The 19,921-nt window shown below is 60.6% G+C and carries 16 protein-coding genes; 4 read left to right on the top strand and 12 right to left on the bottom strand.

The genetic code is table 11. The features are described from left to right. Positions 1-41 precede the first annotated feature (41 nt). The 11 genes from LQ215_RS14715 to LQ215_RS14665 form a co-directional block, all read right to left on the bottom strand. On the bottom strand, positions 42-707 hold the full coding sequence (locus tag LQ215_RS14715; RefSeq protein WP_230150890.1) for an alginate O-acetyltransferase AlgF: 666 nt from the start codon (positions 705-707) through the stop codon (positions 42-44). A 14-nt stretch (positions 708-721) separates the two neighbouring features. Then, a complete protein-coding gene (locus tag LQ215_RS14710; RefSeq protein WP_230150889.1) occupies positions 722-1,897 on the bottom strand; it encodes an alginate O-acetyltransferase in 1,176 nt (391 codons plus the stop codon). Positions 1,898-1,908: 11 nt separating this feature from the next. After that, positions 1,909-3,474 (bottom strand): MBOAT family O-acyltransferase, encoded by a 1,566-nt coding sequence (locus tag LQ215_RS14705; protein WP_230150888.1) that lies wholly within the window; start codon positions 3,472-3,474, stop codon positions 1,909-1,911. Positions 3,475-3,711: 237 nt separating this feature from the next. Next, positions 3,712-4,848, bottom strand: coding sequence for a mannuronate-specific alginate lyase (locus tag LQ215_RS14700; RefSeq protein ID WP_290369118.1), 1,137 nt, complete (start codon positions 4,846-4,848; stop codon positions 3,712-3,714). 11 nt (positions 4,849-4,859) lie between these two features. Continuing rightward, the gene (locus LQ215_RS14695; RefSeq protein ID WP_230150887.1) at positions 4,860-6,308 is read right to left on the bottom strand and encodes an alginate O-acetyltransferase; all 1,449 of its coding nucleotides are present in this window, start codon (positions 6,306-6,308) and stop codon (positions 4,860-4,862) included. Positions 6,309-6,319: 11 nt separating this feature from the next. Further along, positions 6,320-7,909, bottom strand: coding sequence for a mannuronan 5-epimerase AlgG (gene algG / locus LQ215_RS14690; protein WP_230150885.1), 1,590 nt, complete (start codon positions 7,907-7,909; stop codon positions 6,320-6,322). Positions 7,910-7,935: 26 nt separating this feature from the next. Further along, the gene (locus LQ215_RS14685; RefSeq protein ID WP_230150938.1) at positions 7,936-9,426 is read right to left on the bottom strand and encodes an alginate export family protein; all 1,491 of its coding nucleotides are present in this window, start codon (positions 9,424-9,426) and stop codon (positions 7,936-7,938) included. Positions 9,427-9,431: 5 nt separating this feature from the next. Further along, positions 9,432-10,922, bottom strand: coding sequence for an alginate biosynthesis TPR repeat lipoprotein AlgK (gene algK / locus LQ215_RS14680; protein ID WP_436839578.1), 1,491 nt, complete (start codon positions 10,920-10,922; stop codon positions 9,432-9,434). Positions 10,923-10,931: 9 nt separating this feature from the next. After that, entirely contained in the window at positions 10,932-12,101 is a 1,170-nt protein-coding gene (locus LQ215_RS14675) for an alginate biosynthesis protein Alg44 (RefSeq protein ID WP_230150881.1), read from the bottom strand. A 35-nt stretch (positions 12,102-12,136) separates the two neighbouring features. Continuing rightward, the gene (gene alg8 / locus LQ215_RS14670) at positions 12,137-13,618 is read right to left on the bottom strand and encodes a mannuronan synthase (RefSeq protein WP_436839577.1); all 1,482 of its coding nucleotides are present in this window, start codon (positions 13,616-13,618) and stop codon (positions 12,137-12,139) included. A gap of 100 nt (positions 13,619-13,718) precedes the next feature. Beyond that, on the bottom strand, positions 13,719-15,035 hold the full coding sequence (locus LQ215_RS14665) for a nucleotide sugar dehydrogenase (protein WP_230150879.1): 1,317 nt from the start codon (positions 15,033-15,035) through the stop codon (positions 13,719-13,721). 471 nt (positions 15,036-15,506) lie between these two features. Here LQ215_RS14665 and LQ215_RS14660 point away from each other — a divergent pair, with 471 nt between their 5' ends. Next, the gene (locus LQ215_RS14660) at positions 15,507-15,761 is read left to right on the top strand and encodes a hypothetical protein (protein WP_230150877.1); all 255 of its coding nucleotides are present in this window, start codon (positions 15,507-15,509) and stop codon (positions 15,759-15,761) included. Between the two features lie 84 nt (positions 15,762-15,845). On the opposite strand, the gene yaaA is transcribed toward LQ215_RS14660, so the two are convergent. Continuing rightward, positions 15,846-16,625, bottom strand: coding sequence for a peroxide stress protein YaaA (gene yaaA, locus LQ215_RS14655; protein ID WP_230150874.1), 780 nt, complete (start codon positions 16,623-16,625; stop codon positions 15,846-15,848). Positions 16,626-16,929: 304 nt separating this feature from the next. Between yaaA and LQ215_RS14650 the strand changes: the two genes are divergently transcribed. The 3 genes from LQ215_RS14650 (at position 16,930) to LQ215_RS14640 (ending at position 19,791) form a co-directional block, all read left to right on the top strand. After that, positions 16,930-18,060, top strand: coding sequence for a polysaccharide deacetylase family protein (locus LQ215_RS14650; protein WP_230150871.1), 1,131 nt, complete (start codon positions 16,930-16,932; stop codon positions 18,058-18,060). Between the two features lie 22 nt (positions 18,061-18,082). After that, on the top strand, positions 18,083-18,310 hold the full coding sequence (locus LQ215_RS14645) for a hypothetical protein (protein WP_230150868.1): 228 nt from the start codon (positions 18,083-18,085) through the stop codon (positions 18,308-18,310). Between the two features lie 86 nt (positions 18,311-18,396). Continuing rightward, positions 18,397-19,791, top strand: coding sequence for a PhoH family protein (locus tag LQ215_RS14640; protein WP_230150865.1), 1,395 nt, complete (start codon positions 18,397-18,399; stop codon positions 19,789-19,791). The last annotated feature ends 130 nt before the right edge of the window (positions 19,792-19,921 follow it).

Here is a 19,921-nt window from a genome sequence, read left to right as displayed (position 1 = left end):
AAGCTCGCTCCCACAGGTAAAGCGTCAGTCAGGAAAACTCATCAGCGGGTCGACACCGGGCGTTTCACCCACACTGGCGACAGGTTGCTGCCTGAACCGGTGACGTACAGCACGGCTGCTTCGCCGCGCTCCAGGGCCACTGGCTTGAGGTCGCCGACTTTCTTGTCGCCTTCGAACAGTGCCAGGGACACTTTCACCGGGTTGATTTCACGTTCGCCACGGCCCTTGGCGGCCACGTTCGGCACCACTTCGGTCTTGCCGTCGGCGGTCTTGAGGGTCAGTGCCTTGTCGGTGAGGTTCTGTACGCGGACCAGGGACTTCTGCTTGTTCTTGAACGGCGGCTCTTCGATCAACTGGGGTTGGCCGCTGGCGTTGTTGACCAGGGTGTAATAGTGATCGGAGGCCAGCTTCACCGGCACGGTCTGGCTGCCGACCTTGGCGCTGTAGTCGCCACCGGGCATGAAGCTGAAGTCGCTGCTGGCCAACGGGGCTACGTCGCTGATGTTGGTGCTGCCGACGGTGGCGCTGACTTCGGCGTTGGCGGCGTTATAGACCCGCACGAAGCTCGAGCCTTTTGGCGCGACCGGGCCATACAGGGCCGAGTCACCGGCAAAGGCCGACAGTGAGAGGGCGCTCATGCTGGCGACGAGGGCAACGGCCTTGAAGGAGCGAGCAGCGAGACGGCGAGGAGTAGTGTTGAAAGTCATGGTGGACCTCTCTTTCAGTTTTGCGCCCGGTCGGGCGTCTCGGATTGAGTGTTGGCGGCGACATTCTGTTGGCGCGCGCCGGCTTGCTTGAGCTCTGCGACCCACTGTGGGTCGGCGTCGCCAATTTCGTTGTTCACGGGCAGATAACGTTCAGGGAACTCCCAGATCAGCACCTGTGGCGGGCTGTTCTTGAAGGCATCGCTCTTGAGGTAGCTGAGCATCGGCAGAATCGGGCCATGGCCGTCTTCGGCGTAGTTGACGACGTCGCTGTGCAGGGCTTGCTTGAGTGCACCGACGAAGTTCCAGTTGGGGTTGGCGCTGTAGCTGGTGCCGATCAGGGCCACGGGCACTTGGGCGTCGGCGAACAGCGCGTCGTCGCCAGCCGGCTGGTCGTCGGCCTCGCGGGTGTTGCGCTTGACCAGCGGCTCCTGGGCCGGCATCAGGTTTTCGAACAGCGGGTCCAGGGGCAGGAACTGGCGCAGGTCGCCCTTGTGGGTGATTTTTTCCGCAGGTTCCGTGACGAAGCGTTGCGGCTCACCGTTGAGCGGTGCGCGTTCGGCAATGGCCTTGGCCAAGTTCTCGGCAGCGACCTGGGCGCCTTCCGGCGTCCAGTGGGTGTCGGTGCGCAGGAACACTTGCTGGCCGCTTTGCTTGGCCTGTTGCAGCGGGCCGAGCAGGTCAGGCGCGAGGATCTTGTCGGCCGCGACGCGCGCATGGAAATCCTGGTAGAGGTTGGCGTGAATGCTCGACGGCTTCACGTCACCCAGGTGCTCGGGGTACAGCCGCGCCTTGGCCGGCACGATCGCCATGACCAAGGTGATGCCTTGTTCCTTGAGCTTCTGGCGCACGCCTTCGACCAGCGCGTAGTTGCCTTGCAGGTTCAGCTCTTCGTTGACGATCGGGTTGAACTCTTCGTCGCTGTACAGCCACTGGTCGCGGCCCAGGACCACGCCTTTGCGGCCTTCGTTGAACAGCTTGTAGTCCAGCGCAGCCCAGATGTTGGTGCCCAGGCGCTTGATCGGGAACTCGTCGTCGTAGTGCGTTTCCACGGCCTTGGCCCAGCGCCCGTTGAGCACGGTGGCGTCGGGGTTGGTGCTGAAGCCGAAGAAACTGCGCATCGACCACATGCCCAATGCTGTCAGGATCAGCATGAACAGCGCGATGTAAAAGATGCGTAATGAGCGGGTCATGTTCAGATCCCTCAGAACTGGAAGTAAAGGAACGGCGAGAAGCTTTGCGCCGAGAGTTTGAGAATCGAGGCGATGAACAGCAGCAGCACCAGGGTGCGCATCACGTAGCGTGACCAGTCCACGGTCCAGTAGGCCGGTTGCACCTGGGCTTCGACACCCACGGTGTAGCCCGGTTCATGAATCGTCGCTGGGTTGTCACCCGGTACGGCCTTGATCATCCCCGGTTGCGCGGTGGCCGGGCCGTTGGCCTCGGTATTGACCTCAGGCTTGGTCTTGACCGGCGGACGGTTGGTGTAGAAGTCCCGCAGGCCGAAGAAGGCGAGGGTGATGTAGGCCACCGCCAGCGTGGCGATCTGCAGGCCGGTGAGGTTGGCGCGGGTCAGTTCCGACAGCGACCAGTCGCCGAAGCTGAACATGGCGCCGTACATGCGACCGGCCACGTGCAGGTTCTCGGCACGGAAGATCACCCAACCCATCACCACCAGCAGGAAGGTCAGCGCCCAGCGGATCGGGTTGATGCTGCGTGGCGTGGTGTTGATGCCCACGGCTTTTTCGATGGCCAGCCACATGCCGTGCCAGGCACCCCAGATGATGTAGGTGAAGTTCGCGCCGTGCCACAGACCACCGAGCAGCATGGTCAGGAACAGGTTGCGATAGGTCATCAGCGTGCCTTTGCGGTTACCGCCCAGGGTGATGTAGAGGTAGTCGCGCAACCAGGTGGACAGGCTGATGTGCCAGCGACGCCAGAACTCGGTGATCGACTGGCTGATGTAGGGCTGCTTGAAGTTTTCCATGAAACGGAAACCCATCATCAGGCCCAGGCCGATGGCCATGTCGCTGTAGCCGGAGAAGTCGAAGTACAGCTGCGCGGTATACGCCAGCGCGCCGAGCCAGGCATCGCCCGTGGTCGGGTTCTGCAAGGCGAAGCAATGGTCGGCCACCACTGCCAGGGTGTCGGCGATGAACACTTTCTTGATGAAGCCCTGCATGAAGCGCGTGCAGCCTTCGGAGAACTTGTCCAGCGTGTGGGTGCGGTTGTTGAACTGGTCGGCCAGGTCGCGGAAACGCAACACGGGGCCGGCGATCAGGTGCGGGAAAATGGCCACGAACGCCGCGAAGTCGATCAGGTTGCGGGTCGCCGGGGTGTCACCGCGATAGACGTCGATGATGTAGCTGATGGACTCGAAGATGTAGAACGAGATCCCGATCGGCAACAGCACGTGGGTCAGGATGAACGGGTTGAGACCGAAGCCGGTGATGATGGCGTTGAGGCTGTCCACGCCGAAGTTGGCGTACTTGAAATAGCCCAGGATGGCCAAGTCCACGCCCACGCCGAGCAACAGCCAACGCTGGGCCGGTTTGGTGCGCACACCGGCGGCGCCGACTTTCAGGCCGATCCAGTAGTTCCACAGGGTGACGCCGGCGAACAGCGCCAGGAAATCCACCCGCCACCAGGCATAGAACACGTAGCTGGCGATCAGCAGCAGCAGGTTGCGATAGCGTTGCCCGCTCAAGTAGTACAAGCCGAGAAAGATCGGCAAGAACAGAAACAGGAACACATTGGATGAAAATACCATCCCGATCTCTCCATGTTGAATCAACAGTCAAGGGCCAGAGCCCCCCCAAACCCCCCCATGAAAACCGGGGGGCTAATGCATTCGAAACAGACCACATTCCCTGTGGGAGCGAGCTTGCTCGCGATGACGGAGTGTCAGTCGACATCCATGGTGAATGTCAGACCGCAATCGTCGAAACGCCGCCCGGAGCAAGCTCCCTCCCACAGGTCCCCTGCCAGGCAAGGGATGTCTGTGGTGTCAGCTCCCTTTTTCGCCTTTCTCACGCGAAGGGTCGTACACCCGGGTCAAGTCCCCGCCGAGGCGGAAAGTCTTGAACGGTTGCATCTCATGCTTGCGTTCCAGCACATCTTCGGAACAGGTGTAGAGGCTGCAGAACGGTTCGAGCCAGGCGAATTTCGAATCGATCTTCAGGTCCTTCATGTCCTGCTTGTCGCCGTTCTTTTCTTCGAAGATGTCCGGGTCTTCAACCCCGGCCAACACCCGGTCACCCAAGCGCTTGAGGGCACCGTTGTTTTCCTGGCGCAGGTCCACACCGTTGACCTGGGCAAAACTGGCGATCATCGCCAGGGGCGGCAACGCATAGTTGTGGTAGGACAGGGCGCGTTGCTTGCGCTTGAGTTCGTTGGGCAGGAAACCGTCGGCATCGACCTGGTTGACGCCGACCTTGTATTCCTTGACGGCCCAATCGAACAGGTCGCGGCGGTTGGTTGCCACGGAGGTGGCCATCACCGACCAGGCGGCCCAGTAGGAGTGGTTGTTGGTCTTGTCCAGCGGCAGGTTGTCCCAGTCGCTGACCACTTGATCGGCCATCCGGCTGAACCAGCCTTCGATCAGTTGCGCCTGCTCCGGGTGATTGGCCAGTGGGCGAGACTCGGAGAACTTCAGGCGCACATAGGCCGAAGCCATGCTGCCCAGCGCCCATTTGCGCATGGACTTGCCGGTGTGGTTGAAGTCCTTGGACATCAGCGCATCGGCCTGGGCCCACGCGGTCAGCCAGTTCAGCGTGCATTCGAGCTGCTCGGGACGGCCGTCACGCATGAATTGCATCACTTGCTTGCTGACGCCACGCTCGATCTTGGTGATGTCGGCGGTGCTGTCACGGAAGGCTTTTTCCGACTGCACGTTCAGGGTCGCACGGGCCTTGTCGGAGCCCTCGTACTTGCTGCGAAACTGCAGGGAGCCGGTGTAGGGCGTCGGCGTGGCGTCGCAACCTTGGGCCGCTTCGCCGGCCTTGACCTTCTCGATCGGGGCGAAGTAACCCTGTGGCGGGCGCAGCGGGGCCGCCGCCTGCGTGGCCCCGGCGAACATCGCCAGGGTCAGCAGGGAGGGCGCCAGCAGCGTTTTCAACGTTCGGGTGCGCGTGGTACTGGTCATGAGACGAGACCTCATTGTCCGATTTGAGCCGTTTGTTCGGCTTGCGGAGATGCGTTGCGTTTGCAGACTTTCGCTTCGATCTGCTGCGGCTCTTTACCGGCTTCGGGGCCCTGGACTTCGATAGCCAGAAGATTTTGCGAAGCCCAGTCCTCGTCGGTGCGCAGCTGGAAGGCGAAACGTCCGTCGGTTTCGGAGGTGTCCGGTTTTTCGATCTTGATGTCCTCGTGGCGCCCATTCATGTACCAGAGGGTGGCTTGCAAGGTTTTCACCGAGGTGTCGGCGAAGCGGATGTCGACCTGGTGGCTGCCGTTACGCAGATCCATGTTCTTGCTATTGACCATCAATTCGTTCTTGCCCGGCTTGAGCGCGGTCTTGCTGCTCATCAATGCAGGCTTGCCTTCGCAACCGTTGTTATCCAGCAGCGCCATCATCTGGCGGTAGATGGTTTCCTGGTCCAGGCGATACAGCGGCGAGAATTCCCAGATGAGGATTTTCGGCGGGTTCTTCTGGAATTCTTCGCTGCCCAGGTACTGGATCATCGCGCCCTCGAAACCGCCGCCGGGGAAGGCCACGTTTAGGATGTCGGCGCCGATGGCTTCTTCCAGGAAGCCGGCAAAGTTGTAGTTCTTGCCGCTGTGACTGGTGCCCACGAGGGTGATCTGCGGGTTGCCGGAATCGCTGAACAGGTCGCCGTCACCCGCCTCGCCCTTAGGCTCGGTGGTGAACTGGTCCATGTACTGGATCGCATAGCTGGTGCCGCACAGCTGCCCGGCCATGTTGTGCAGGGTGCCGGTCTTGCCCATGCGGCCGGACTTCTTGGTTTCGAACTCACGCTTGGGAATGTCGGCGAAGGCCGGGAGCTGCTTGACCTTCTCGGCGACGATCTTGGCGGTGCGCTGGGCGCCGTATGGCGTCCAGTGCTGGTCGCCACGGAAATAGAAATCGTGGGCCGGCAGGGTTTCTGGCAGGTTTTCGTTGGTCAACGGCGACAGGTCCGGCACCACGTAACCCATCTGGGCGAAACGGCCGAGCATGGATTTGTAGTTGGTCAGGGCTTTCTCATAGTCGAAAGCGGCCTTTTCCTGTGGGTTGAGCTTGTTGCGGTTCACCAGGCCCCGGGTCGGCTGGTAGACGAGCACCAGCTCGACGCCTTTTGCCTTGAACGCATCGTGCAACTGCTGCAGGCGCTTGTAGCCGGCCGGGGTGGTGTTGAATTCGGTCCGCAGGTCTTCCTGGGTTCGGAACAGCCAGTCGCCTTGGGCCTGCACCAGCGTGGTGAAGTTCTGCTGGTAGCGGGTGGTGTAGTTCTTGGCATCGTGGGCCGCGGGGCACAGGTTGCAGCAGGGCTCAGCAGTGAAAGTCGGAGCCTTGATTTCGTCGGCGCGGGCGCCGCTGGTAGCGGCGAGAATGCCGGCAGTCAGGGCAGACAGGCCCAGGAGTTTGATCATCTGTGGGTTCATAAAGGTCATCCTCAGTCCCGCAATTCGGTCTGGCGTTCGACAGGGTCGATCAGCACGGCTTTCTGCTGGCGCACCAACAGGTCGAGAATTTCATCCTGGCGCTCGCCGAGGATTCCCGAGAAGCTGATGCCGCTGGATTTGGTCGGTGCGAGCATGGACACGCGGTACAGCTCGACGCTCAACGGCGAGTCGATGGACAGCGGGCCGCTGCCGTTGGCAGCCAGTTCGCCGCCGACCACGATCAGCGAGACTTCGGCGTCGAACGGGTCGAGCTTGATGTCACGGTCGGTGTCGGACAGGTCTTTGATGTGGCCGTAGAGGCCGGTCAGGCCGTTGGCCATGGACACGTTTTCGTAGAGGCGGATGTTCACGCTGTTACGAATCCGGATGCCGTGGCGGCGGTTGCTGATCACTTTGTTGCCCCACAGCAGGTTGTCACCACTCTCGTAGAGCGTGATGCCGTCGGTGTGGTTCTTGTAGATCTCGTTGTAGGCAATCAGGTTGTTCACGCTGTTACGGTCGATCACCAGGCCCGAGAGTTTGTTGTCATAGCTGCGGTTGTTGAAAATGAAGCTGTCGTTGACCTCACGGGAAATAATGATCCCGTGCTTCTTCTTGGTCCCGTAGACAGTGTTGTCGGCAATGATCAGCCGATGGGAACGGTCGTGGGGGTCGATGCCGTAGACGATGTTGTCTTTGTAGGTGTTGCCCTTGATGACAAAGTCGCGGGTCTCGTAGCAGTAGAAGCCGTACCACATGTCCGAGAACTCGGAACCGATGATCCAACCGGTCGGTTCCGGGCGCTTGAGGACCTTGGCCATGTTCGGCGTGTACTGGGAAATACTCACCCCGTACGACTTACTGTTGGCGTAGCCGAAGCTGGCCATTTTCGAGTTCACGATGTACGTCTCGGTGCCACCCCAGGCCAGCAGGAACGGACGGAACTCCTTGGGCGAACGGAACGTGGCGGGGCCGTTGTCCTTTTCGCGCCAGCCGGTGACCTTGGTGTCGCTGATGAACATCTGGCCATCGTTGACCAGGAACGCGCCGCCCTCCTGGGACAGGCGCAGTTCCTGGGTCTGTTTGTCGATTTCCAGGATGCCCTTCTGGCCGACCACGATCGGAATCTTCGCCAGGTAGACACCTGGCGAAGTTTCGATGACGTACTTGGGCGCCTTCTTGGCCAGGTCCTTGAGGTTCATGTAGCCGTCGTCGAGGAAGACGGCCTGTGGGATGCCGTGCTGACGCACCACCCACTCGGCCATCTTGTTGTCGCCGCCGATGAAGTCCTTCAAGGCGTTTTCCTGCATCATCCGGCGCACGCTGACCTTGCCGATTTTGGTCCGCACGATCTTGGCCGCAGCCGCTTCGGCGGTGTAGCCCTTGAGGTCGGGCAGGGTCGGCGTGGCCAGCTCCAGTGGCGCGGTCGGCGCGCTGCTGACGGTGTAGGTCTTGGCCCGTTGCAGTTCCTTGACCACTTTGCCCGGTTTGACCACCGGTTCAACGTTGGCGAACGCCGGCGAGCCGGCCAGCAGCATCGCTGCGACCAACAGGCTGATCGAACCTTTCATCGCCTGGCTGTTCCTGAGGTAGCGGTTCATATCGGGCACTCCCATGGCCATTCGCATCAGAAGCGCCAGATCACGTCGACAAAGGCGCGATGCATGTACGAATCGACCTCTTTGCCGTAGGCGTCGCCTGGCTTGAACACGCCGCCACGAAAGCGCACCAGCGCCGACGGCTCATCAATGGATTGACTCAGCGCGGCCGGCAGCAGGCCTTGCTTGAAGTACTTGGTGACAACCAAGTCGACTTCCTGGCCCAGGTCCTTGTCGCCGTCATTGAGCGGCAGGGTCGAGGTGGACAGGATCGCGCCGGTCACGTCGTCGGTGTTGTTTTCCACGGCGTTGATGCCGTTGCTGCCCACCGGCTTGTTGCCGTCCACGCGCCAGAACTTGTGGTACACAAGGCTGGCGTCGTATTCGTCGCGCAACTGCCAGGAACCGAACAGGCTGGCGCTCTGGGTGTTGGCCATTTCGCCACGGAACGCTTCGCCGAAACGGTGTACGCGCGAGCGGGTGCCGGTGAAGTTCGAGCGGTTGCTTTGCAGGCCGTTCTGTTGGTACTCATCGCTGGCGCGGGCATAGGCCGCACCGACTTGCCATTGCGGGTCCAGACGCAGGCGGATACCCAGGTCGGTGGCCCAGCCGTCCACATCATCGCTGTGCTTGGCTTCTGCTGGGCGCGTGCCGTCGGCGTTGAGCGGGTTGACGGTGTCGCGCTCGCCGCTCATGCCGGTGAGGCTGGCCCAGTAGTTGACGGTGTTGGTGTTGCGCCAGTTGTAGGCGTCGCTGTTGGCTTCCAGGCCCAGCCAGGAGATGTCGCCGTTCTGGGTCTTGTCCAGGGTGTCGGTGGCTTCGCCCGGGGTCGGGTAGTCGAGGCTGCCGTTGTCATGGGAGTGGTGGGCACGGATACCGGCCCACTGGCCTGGCATCCACTGGTAGCCCACGTCGCCATAGACGTGCAGGCGGTCCTTGTCCTTGGGGGACAGTTCCTTGAGGTCGGTGCGGTATTCGCTGAACCGTTCGGCCACGCCGAGGTTGGCCCGCAGCAAGGTGGTGTCGAAGGTCCAGTTCAGGGCTTCGATGTTGGTGTCGCGCCATTGGCCGTCGTCATTGCGCAGGCGCTGGCGACCGAACTTCAACTGCTCGCCCGGGTAGGGGGTCAGGCCACGGTAGCCGATCCAGAACTCGCGCATGGCCAGGTAGCTTTTCTTGGCTTCGCGATCGCCGCTGTCGGTTTGCTGGGTGCTGCCATCGGACTGCTGCAGGGTGTCGGTCTCGATGATGTCGCTGGACGTCACGGCCTGGGCCATGGCGTAGGCGCTCCAGGCGCCGCTTTCGCTTTCACCGTAGACCCACGGACGCAGGTCCAGGCCGACGCCGTTGACGTCGCCGCCGCTCTGGGTACCGAGGTCACGGTCGTCTTCGGACTGCCCGGTGATCTTCACTTCCAGGCCAAAATTCTTGCTATCGGTCAATGCCGCCAGGGTCGGGCAGGACCACAGCAGGGCAAACGACAGGCCAATACCAGCCTGCACAAAAGGGTTGAGCTTCAAAAGCTTCATAGAGGTTCCTCGCCGTCATCTTCTTTTAGGGCTTGCAGTTCCAGCGTATCGGGGCTCATTGCGCCGCGAATGGCCTGCTCTTGTTGTAGCAGGCGTTGCGCTTGTGCAAGTTGTTCCGGCGGTAATTGTGCTTCGAGGGTTTGGGCAAGCTCGGTGGCTTGCGGGGTGTTCTGCACCTTGGCCAACTGGCTGAACACGTAGGCGTTGACCGGGTTGGGCTTGGTGCCCTTGCCTTGGGAGAACAGCTGGGCAATGGCGAAATCGGCGCTGTTCTGGCCGCTGCGGGCGGCCTTGAGCAGGTGATCCAGGGCTTTTTGCGAGTACACCTGGCCCAGGTAACCGCGGCGATAGATCTGGCCGAGGTAGTAATCGGCGGCCACTTCGCGGCCCACGGCTTTCTGGAAATGCGCCTCGGCAGCCTTGGCGTCGGCCGGAACCCACTTGCCTTCGTAGTAAAGCTTGCCCAGCAACAGCTCGGCGCGCGGCTGGTCGGCGGCGCGGCCGTTTTCCAGGTACTGCATCATCTTGTCGACGTCACCCAGTTCCGGGAAGTCGTAGAGCAGTTGCGCCAGGCTGACCCAGGCAGCGGGGTAGCCAGGGGCGATGCCTTCGAGCAACGACTGGGCAGTCTTTTCATCGGTCTTGCCCAGGCTGGCATCGCCCAGGACACGGGCGACGCTGTCCACGCGCTGGGCGGACACGACGCCACGGGCGTGACCGTCCTGCATCTGCTTGAGCAGTTCGGCCTGCTGTTCCGGCTGGCCGCGTTTCTGATAGACCGTGGCCAGTTCGACGTAGCAGATGTCGGTGGTCGCCAGTGCGGCCTTGCAGACCTTCTCGACTTCATCCAGGTGCTGGTCGTAGGTGCCCTGGGTGCGGTAGAGCAGGATCTGCGCCAGGCCCGCTTCCGGGTAACCGGCGCTGCGCCATTGGCTGATCTGCTGCTGGGCGTTGACGTTCGGGAAGCTGTGGGGATATTGCAGGTACAGCATCGCCAGCGGGATCAGGGTATTGCCTTCTCCGTTGGCGAAGGCTTTCTTCAACAGGCCTTCGGCTTCGTGTTTTTCCGCTTCAGTGGAACCGGGCTTGGCCACCAGCAGGCGACCCAGGCGAGCCTGGGCCCGTGGCGAGATATCGGCGGCGGCGCGGTAAGTCGCCTCGGCTTTTTTCATCTGCTCGGGGTCGCGACTGTCCACCTGGATGTCAGCCAGGCCGACCTGGGCTTCGCTGTAGCCCAGGTCTGCCAGTTGCTGATAGTTCTGCTGCGCCAGCGCCGTGTCGCCGCGCTTGAGGGCTTCGTTGGCCAGGCGTTGATCGGGCAGGCCGGCGCAACCGGCCAGGCTGACGGCCAGTGCCAGGGCACACAGTGTTCCCATGTGGGAACGAGTTTGCGGCATAGCATCCTGACCGCGTGGATCCTTTCGCGAGCAAGCTCGCTCCCACAGGGTCTGTGGGGTGTTCAGGATTTTTATAATGGTCACGGGCATATCCTCGACTTAAATACCGACGGCCATGGCTTTGTCGATCAGCCAGTTCAGGTTCGGGCCACGGTCGCTGGTGACTTCTACCGGACGGCCGGCCAGCGAGCTGTCCAGGGGTTCGTCAGGTTGGATCAGCACACGGATATCGGAGGACAGGTCGGCACTTTTCAGGCTGGTGCTGCTGACGATCTTGCCGGTACGGGTGGTGTCTTCGCCGGCGACCTGGAAGTTGACTGGCGTACCTGGGCGCACATCGCCGAACTGGCGATAGGAGAAACGCGCTTCGACGTTGGCTTCGGTGCCCCGTGGGACCAGTTGGAAGATCACGTCACCCTTGCTGGCGTACTGGCCGTTGGCGACCAGTTGCTGGGACACGATGCAGTCGCACGGCGACGTCAGGGTGCCGGTCATTTGCTTGCCGAACAGCTCCTCGACCTTGGCCGGCTGCAACTGGTTGTCGTCCAGGTGACCTTTGAGCACGTCGAGCATGCTGGTACTGAAGGTCGCCAGCGGGGCGCCCTTGGCGGCCGCGCCGTCGGCCTTGACCAGGCTCTGGACGGTGCCGTCGCGCGGCATGGTGATAGCCATGCCCGGTACGTTCACCAGGCCGGCTTGGGCATGGCTGACGAAGTACATGCCGTACACCGACTTGAAGACGAAACCGAACGCCGCCAGGCCAACGACGAAGACCCCCAGGCTGAAGGTCACGGCACGCAGGCGGCCGAAGGCAGTCATGCCACCGTTTTCGTCTTTCTGCTTGCGAGCCTTGGTGAAGTTATCGCGCTGCAGGGTCGCCAGCACGTCGCCGACACCGACGATGTCGCCGGCCAGGTGCGAGGTGATGATGTGACGCAGTGTCGAGATGTCCCGCGGCTCCAGGTTCTGGAACTGGCAACCGGTGCGGCCGGTCTGGCGATCATAGGAGCGGATCTGCAATTCAACGTCCATGGCCAGGCCAAGGTTGTCGATGACGAACTGCAGGCGGCCCTTGTAGGACTCGCCAACCTTGAGCGGCATCTGGCCGGCGTTGAAGCACAGGCCACCGGCGGACAGGTCCAGGACCTTGACTTCCATTGGCGTACGGTCAGGGCCGAAGAAACGCAGCTTGGCCGGGATTTTCACTCGGGCGTGTTGGCGCTGGGCTTCGGATTCATGCACTACGTTGACATTCACGGCGGTGTTCATAGGGGCGATTTCCTAGTTAATTCATTCAAGTCCGGTCAGACCATCGTCAGCAGCACGGCGACAAAAATGCTGCCGGCGGAGAAGGTCATGGTCCGAGACGACCAAGTGTTGAACCAACGTTGAAAGCTGGCGAGATCACGGGTCAGGTGGGTGGGCTGGCGGGTCCAGGACTGTTGATCGAGGCGGAAGAACACGTAGATCTTCACCAGGGCACCGACGATCTGGTTGTAATAGAGAATCGCCGGGTAGGCAGGGCCGATCCGGTGTCCGGAGCACGACAGCAACAGGGTCAGGATCAACCGCGTGATGCCGATCCACAGCAGGTACACCAGGATGAACGCGGTGCCGTACTTGAAGCTGGCGATCAGTGCCACGGTCAGGCCCAGCAGCGAGGTCCACATCGACACGCGCTGGTCGAAAAGCACCACCGAAGTGAACAGGCCCAGACGCTTCATGCCCAGGCCAAGTGCCCGGGAGTTCTGCCGCAAGTTGTTGCCGTACCAGCGGAACATCAGCTTGCGGCTGGCCTTGATGAAGCTCTTCTCCGGCGGGTGTTCAACGGTGTTGATCGCCGCATCGGGCACGTAGAACGTGTCGTAGCCCAGGCGCATCAGGCTGAACCAGCTCGACTTGTCATCGCCGGTCAGGAACTTGAAGCGACCCAGGCGCCAGTGCTGCAGCGAGTCGCTTTCCACGTCGGCGATGAAGTCCGGGTTGGTGACCACCGTGGCGCGGAACACCGACATGCGGCCGGTCATGGTCAGCACGCGCTTGGACAAGGCCATGGAGCACATGTTGATGTGACGCTGGGCGAAACGCAGCTTGTGCCATTCGCTCATGATGTAGCCGCCGCGCACTTCGCAGAACTCGTTGGTGGTCAGGCCGCCGACGTTGCCGAACAGCTGGAACCACGGCACGGTCTTGCGCACGACGCCTTCGGCGAGCACGGTGTCGCCATCGATCACGGCGACCACGGCGCGGTCGTCCGGCAGGTGGCGGGAGATGGCGCGGAAACCATAGGCCAGGCCGTCACGCTTGCCGGTGCCAGGGATGCGCACGAAGTCCAGCTTGACCCGCGTTGGCGGGTTCATGCGGGCCCAGAGGCTCTTGACCAGCAGTTCGTCGGACATTTCCACGATGGAGCAGACCACGGTGGTGGGCAGCCCGCAGTCGATGGCCTCGCGGATCACCGAGCTGTAGACCTGGGCGGTGGTCAGCGCGTCGATCCGGAAGCTGGTGACCATCAGGTACACATGGGACGGATCCGCCGCCTTGCCCAGCTTGCGTACCTTGCGGCGCAGGTGCGGGTAGACGATGTACAGGAAGATCATGCCGCGCACGAAATGCGTTGCTCCCATGGAGTAACGCCAGATGCCCACGGCGCCGATCAGGAAGATGAAGTCCTTGGATTCGGAGTCGAACGTGGACGTGGGCAGCGCCATGGCGATGCCCATCAATAAACTCAAGTAAAACAGCCAACCGGCGGCCTGAAGCAGGCCGTGCTTTAGCCTGTGCATAATCTGCATCCGTCTCTATCTCGGGCGGGCCTTGTGGGCGGCCCGATGGGTTAAGGCAGGCGAAAGGCCGGCCAGGGCATGCCCCGGCCGGCAAACAGACTTACCAGCAGATGCCTTCGGTCCGGCCACTCGGGTTGGTGGCCTTGGACATGAAGCCGACCAGGTCGATGACCTGCTTGCCTTCCGGTACGTTTTCGGTCAGCGCGCGGAACTTCTCGTCGCGGTTGCCCAGGATGATGATGTCGGAGCTGTCGATCACCGAGTCGAAGTCGGAGTTGAGCAAGGATGAGACGTGAGGAATCTTCGACTCGATGTAATCCTTGTTCGCACCGTGGACGCGGGCGTATTCGACGTTGCTGTCGTAGATCTTCAGGTCGAAACCCTTGCCGATCAGCATTTCCGCCAGCTCTACCAGCGGGCTTTCACGCAGGTCGTCGGTACCGGCCTTGAAGCTCAGGCCCAGCAGCGCGACTTTGCGCTTGTCGTGGCTGGAAACGATGTCGAAGGCGTTCTGCACCTGGGATTCGTTGCTGCGCATCAGCGAGTTGAGCAGCGGCGCTTCCACGTCCAGGGAACCGGCGCGGTAGGTCAGGGCGCGAACGTCCTTGGGCAGGCAGGAGCCACCGAAGGCAAAGCCTGGGCGCATGTAGTACTGGGACAGGTTCAGGGTCTTGTCCTGGCAGACCACGTCCATCACTTCACGGCCATCGACGCCGACGGCCTTGGCGATGTTGCCGATCTCGTTGGCGAAGGTCACCTTGGTGGCGTGCCACACGTTGCAGGTGTACTTGATCATCTCGGCAACGGCGATGTCCTTGCGGATGATCGGCGCATCGAGCTCTTCGTACAGCGATTGCAGAACGTCGCCAGAGGCTTTGTCGAACTCACCGATAACGGTCATCGGCGGCAGGTCGTAGTCTTTGATCGCGGTGCTTTCGCGCAAGAACTCAGGGTTGACTGCGACACCGAAATCGACGCCGGCTTTCTTGCCGGAGCAGTCTTCCAGGATCGGGATGACGACGTTTGCCACGGTGCCCGGCAATACGGTGCTGCGCACTACGACGGTGTGGCGGGTGGTCTTGTCACGCAGGACAAAACCGATCTCGCGGCACACGGCTTCGATATAGTTCAGTTCCAGGTCGCCGTTCTTTTTGCTCGGTGTACCGACGCAAATCATCGACAAGTCAGTATCGCGAATGGCTTCGGCGAAGTTGGTCGTGCCGCGCAGTCGGCCTGTTTGAATGCCTTGCGCCAATAGCTCACCAAGACCCGGTTCAACGATGGGCGATTTGCCGGCGTTGATCATGTCGATTTTGTCTTTGGCGACATCTACGCCAACTACATCATGGCCCCGTGCAGACAGGCAACCGGCACATACTGCACCGACGTAACCCAAACCAAATATGCTAATGCGCATCGCATTTCCCTCTGTTTTTCACGCCATTAAATGGCCGGAGTTAATAGTGTTCAGCGGTCATAGTGCACTCGGAAGTGTGGAATGCAGGCGCCACAATGCCGTGTGCAGGCATACTAAGTTCCGAGTGTCTAAATAATTGCACTCAAGTTGTGCGCAAAGCGGCCTAGTTGTTATGACCTGCCCTGTTATGCAGCCAGTCCTCGTTATCGGGAACGCTCGTGCAAAGGTCCTTCACTTCCGATCCCTGGCAAAAAGCCCACAAAATCAAAAGCTTGTGTGCTCGGGTGAGCACGTTATAGGGGCGCAGCCTTGGCCTTGTAGGGGATAGTAATGGTGCGTTATCTCCCATCCTTTAAAGGTGGATCCAATTAGACGACCGTTTCGCTAAGTTGTCGTGACAACTTGGTTACTCCGTTCGACGTCCTGTGTAAGTTATCTCCTACAGATCTGTGAAGAATCGTTACGGGTGGTATGAGCCGTGCAATTTCACATAGTTCCGATCCGCTCATCGCGATTTTCGAAATTTTTCGAAATATTCTCGAAGATGGCACTGGCCTCATGATGATGGCACTTACCGTTTCGCCCTTTATTAATGGGGAGTTGGGAGGCTTAGATGGTTTTGTGCCACTACCGATGAAAAAAGTCGGTGCCACTACGCAAAAAACTGACGAGTGTCGAGTGAAAGAAAAGTTAGCACAGGGGTGGGCCGATTTATTGGCGCCATGAAACTGGCGAAGTGGGCGGTGAACTAAGATGACAAATAGGAAGATGATCGAAGCCCCCGATCAGGGGGCGGTATAAGGTTATGCCTTATTCGGGAGCATGATCGCGCAGGAAAACCAGTTTGTCCCGGCTCGACTGTTGGGCATTGAAGCGGTAGCCCTGTACATCGAATTGGCTGAGTGCCGCAGGGTCGTCGATCCGTTCCTGAATCACGAAACGACTCATCAGGCCCCGGGCTTTCTTGGCGTAGAAACTGATGATTTTGTATTGGCCATTTTTCAGGTCCCGGAATTCGGTATCGATGACGCGCGCTTTCAGTGCGCTGCGCTTGACCGCCGAGAAGTATTCATTGGAAGCCAGGTTCAGCAGTACGTCGTCGCCCTGGTCGGCGAGGGCTTCGTTCAGCCATTCGCTGATGCGCGTGCCCCAGAAAGCATAAAGGTCCTTGCCCCGGGCATTGGCCAGCTTCGTGCCCATTTCCAGCCGATAGGGCTGCATCAGGTCCAGTGGCCGCAACAGGCCATAGAGGCCAGAGAGCATGCGCAGGTGCTGCTGGGCGTAGTCGAAGTCGGCGTCGCCAAAGCTTTGCGCATCGAGGCCCGTGTATACGTCGCCCTTGAAGGCCAGCAGCGCCTGCTTGGCATTGGCCGGAGTGAATGCCGGCGTCCAACTGCCGAATCGCGCAGCGTTGAGGCCACCGATCTTGTCGGAGACATGCATCAGCTCGCTGATCTGTGCCGGGGAGAGTTCGCGCAGTTGCTCGATCAATTCCTGGGAATGATCCAGGTACTGCGGCTGGGTAAAACGCTCGGTGGCCGGCGGTGTTTCGTAATCGAGGGTCTTGGCGGGGGAAATCACCATCAGCATGAAATCGTCTCCTTGAGGGTGCGGCGATTCTAGGGGGTTGTCCGGGTGGACTCCAGCTATTGGGGTGATAGGTGATGGATGGGCGAGTTTGGATAGTGATGCTCTCCTGACTGGTCAGGCGCTTTTGTGGCGAGGGAGCTTGCTCCCGCTCGGTTGCGCAGCGACCGCAAAAATCCTGGGGCCGCTTCGCAGCCCAGCGGGAGCAAGCTCCCTCGCCACAAGGGCTTATTCACCAAGTTTGCGAAAGGAGGAGGCGCTAGGATCGGCTATGATGCCGCGCGGGTTTCGTTATGGAGACATCCCTTTGCGTATCGCTCTTGTGTTATCGGCCTGGCTGTTGAGCCTGGGTGCCATTGCCGCGCCCGCGCCCAACGATGTCGCGACCCTGGACCGCAGCACCTGGCCGGAACAACTTACCAGCCCGACGCTGTTCGACGTGGCCTCGCGGGCCGAGATCCTGATGTTCGCCCGGGTCTTGCTGGATGTCGATGCGATGGACGAGATCGCGCTCAAGCAGTACCTGGGGCTGCGTTCGATCAATATGGTCGCGATCGACGCGCTTCGCGCCCGGCTGTGGCGGCGGTTGCTGGCCAACTACAACTTTGCCCAGCGCAGCTGCGATCAGGACGCTTCCTTCTGTTACCTGGTCGAGGACATGGCGACCCTGCGCGAAGAGGCGCGCAGGTTTCATCTGGATGACACCTCCTACTACATCAAGTGGGCCGCGCCGAGTCAGATCTTTCATACTCAATACCGCGACGAACTGCTGCGTAAGGCCGCGCTTTTTCCGCAAACCAGCAGCGAAATCGAACGTTTCGGCGATTACGAGCGCAACGGTGAAGACATGAACGACCGCCTGTTCCTGTTGACCTTCGACAGCGCCGCCAACGTTGTGCCGGACAACACGGTGTGGCTGACCGAATACCTGCGCAAGGCGAACATCAATGGCACGTTCTTCGTGCTGGGCAAGGACATCCAGGCGCGGCTGCAAGAGGGCTCGGTCAACAATCTCCAGGCGTTGTATTCCAGGCAATGCGTAGGCGTGCAGGGCTGGGAGTTCCGCTCCCACAGTTATTGGCAGGACTGGCAAGACTCGGTCCGGCGCAGTGTCGAGCTGGTCAAGGGCAAGCTGCCCGAAAATTTCGTGCCGCTGTTCCGTCCGCCCCAAGGCCAGCGTCGTGGCGATGCGCAAGCGTTCTTCCAGCAGCAGGGCTTGCAAGTGGCGTTGTGGGACATCGATCCCCAGGACAGCAACAATCGGCTCAAGCCTGAGCAAAGCGCCCAGCGTGTGCTGACCCTGATGCTGCTGTGGCGCCACGGGGTGATCAATTTCAATGCCAAGCAGGATGGGGTGAAAACGGCGATGCCCTGGTTGATGACGCAAACGGCGCAAAGCGGGATCGGTTGGGCGGACTGCCAGGAAGCGTTTCGCTGAAACCTGAAAAGGCCCGGAAACATTGGGGAAAGAGGAAAAAGCGGCGCATATTCATGCCAACCGGACTTCCGACTTTAACGGCGCAACGGCGGTACGCCAAGGGTTATTCGTCACTCTGAAAAATAAACTTCAAAAAAGCGTCAAACTGCTTTTTCCTGTCATGGTTTTTGGAGTATCAAGAAGACAGACCGCCGAAACCTGCAACACAGGTGGCGTCTTCCAAGACCCAGATTGTGTGCAGTTCACCTGAATCGTCGCGGGTGAATTCGGTGGCTACCTCGAGGCGCAGCACTGTCACGGTATTGCGTCGAATGGCCCCCACATAGGTGACCGAGTATGGATGACCACGGACGCAGCCTTTCCTCCAACCAGCCAATCCTCTATGTACTCGATACCAACGTATTGATCCACGATCCAAACGCCTTGCTGAACTTCGAAGAACACCACGTTGCCATCCCGATGACCGTGCTTGAGGAGCTGGACAAACTCAAGAGCGGACACCACAGCGTTGCGGCCGAATGCCGGCAGGCGATCCGCCTGATCGACAAGACCCTGGGCGATGCCTCTCCAGAGGACGTTGAACTCGGCGTGCCGATCCAGCGCGGCAAAAGTGGTCCCAAGGGCCTGCTTTCGATCCTGATGAGCAAGCGCACCGAACCCAACCTGGTGCTGCCTGAACACCTGAACGACAACATCATCATCAACCAGTTGATCGATCTGCACGCGCGCACCCAGGACCAGGCCGTGGTGCTGGTGACCAAAGACATCAACATGCGCCTCAAGGCCCGCGCCTGCGGGATCGCGGCGGAGGACTACAGCACCGACCAGTTGGTCGACGACGTCTCGCTGTTACCCAATGGCTACCACAACATGACCGGCTCCTTCTGGGACCGTGTGAGCAAGGTCGAGACCCGCCAGGACCACGGCCGCACCTGGCACCAGGTACAGTTGATCGACAACCTGCCGGCGGTGCACATCAACGAGTTCATCATCGACGAACAAGGTTTTGTCGGCTGGATCAAGGAAATCCAGGTCGACAAGCTGCTGATCCTCGACCTGCACCAGGAACCCCTGCTGCACCAGGAAGCCTGGGGCCTCAAGCCCCGTGACATCTACCAGAGCCTGGCGCTGTTCGCCTTGCTCGACCCGGATATCCACCTGGTCAACCTGTCCGGCGCCGCCGGTTCCGGCAAGACCATCCTGGCCCTGGCCGCCGCCATCGAGCAGACCATGGTCAGCAAACGCTACCGGCGCATCATCGCCACCCGCAGCGTGCAGGGCCTGGACCAGGAGATCGGTTTCCTGCCCGGCACCGAAGCGGAGAAAATGGAGCCGTGGCTGGGGGCGATTACCGACAACCTCGAAGCCTTGCACATGGATGACGAAAGCACCCATGGCAGCGTCGACTACATCCTCAGCAAAGTGCCGTTGCAGTTCAAATCCCTCAACTACATTCGGGGCCGCAGCTTCCAGCAGAGCCTGATCCTGATTGACGAATGCCAGAACCTGACCCCGCACCAGATGAAAACCATCATCACCCGTGCCGGTGCCGGTTCCAAAGTGGTGTGCCTGGGTAACCTGGCGCAGATCGACACTCCCTACCTGTCCGCGACCAGCTCCGGGCTGACCTACCTGACCGAACGCTTCAAGGACTTCCCCAACGGGGTCCACATCACCCTTCAGGGCGTACCGCGCTCGATCCTGGCTGAATACGCCGAATCCCACCTGTAACCCCAGCCAAACCGGGCGACCCTATGGTCGCCCGGTTTTTTCTGCCTGACGCATAACCCCCCTGTGGGAGCGAGCTTGCTCGCGATGACGGTGTGTCAGATAAAAATAGGTGTCTGACACACCCTCATCG

It is taken from the genome of Pseudomonas brassicacearum, assembly GCF_918698105.1.
Classification (GTDB): Bacteria; Pseudomonadota; Gammaproteobacteria; order Pseudomonadales; family Pseudomonadaceae; genus Aquipseudomonas; species Aquipseudomonas brassicacearum_F.
This window is presented reverse-complemented; position numbering and strand designations above follow the sequence as displayed.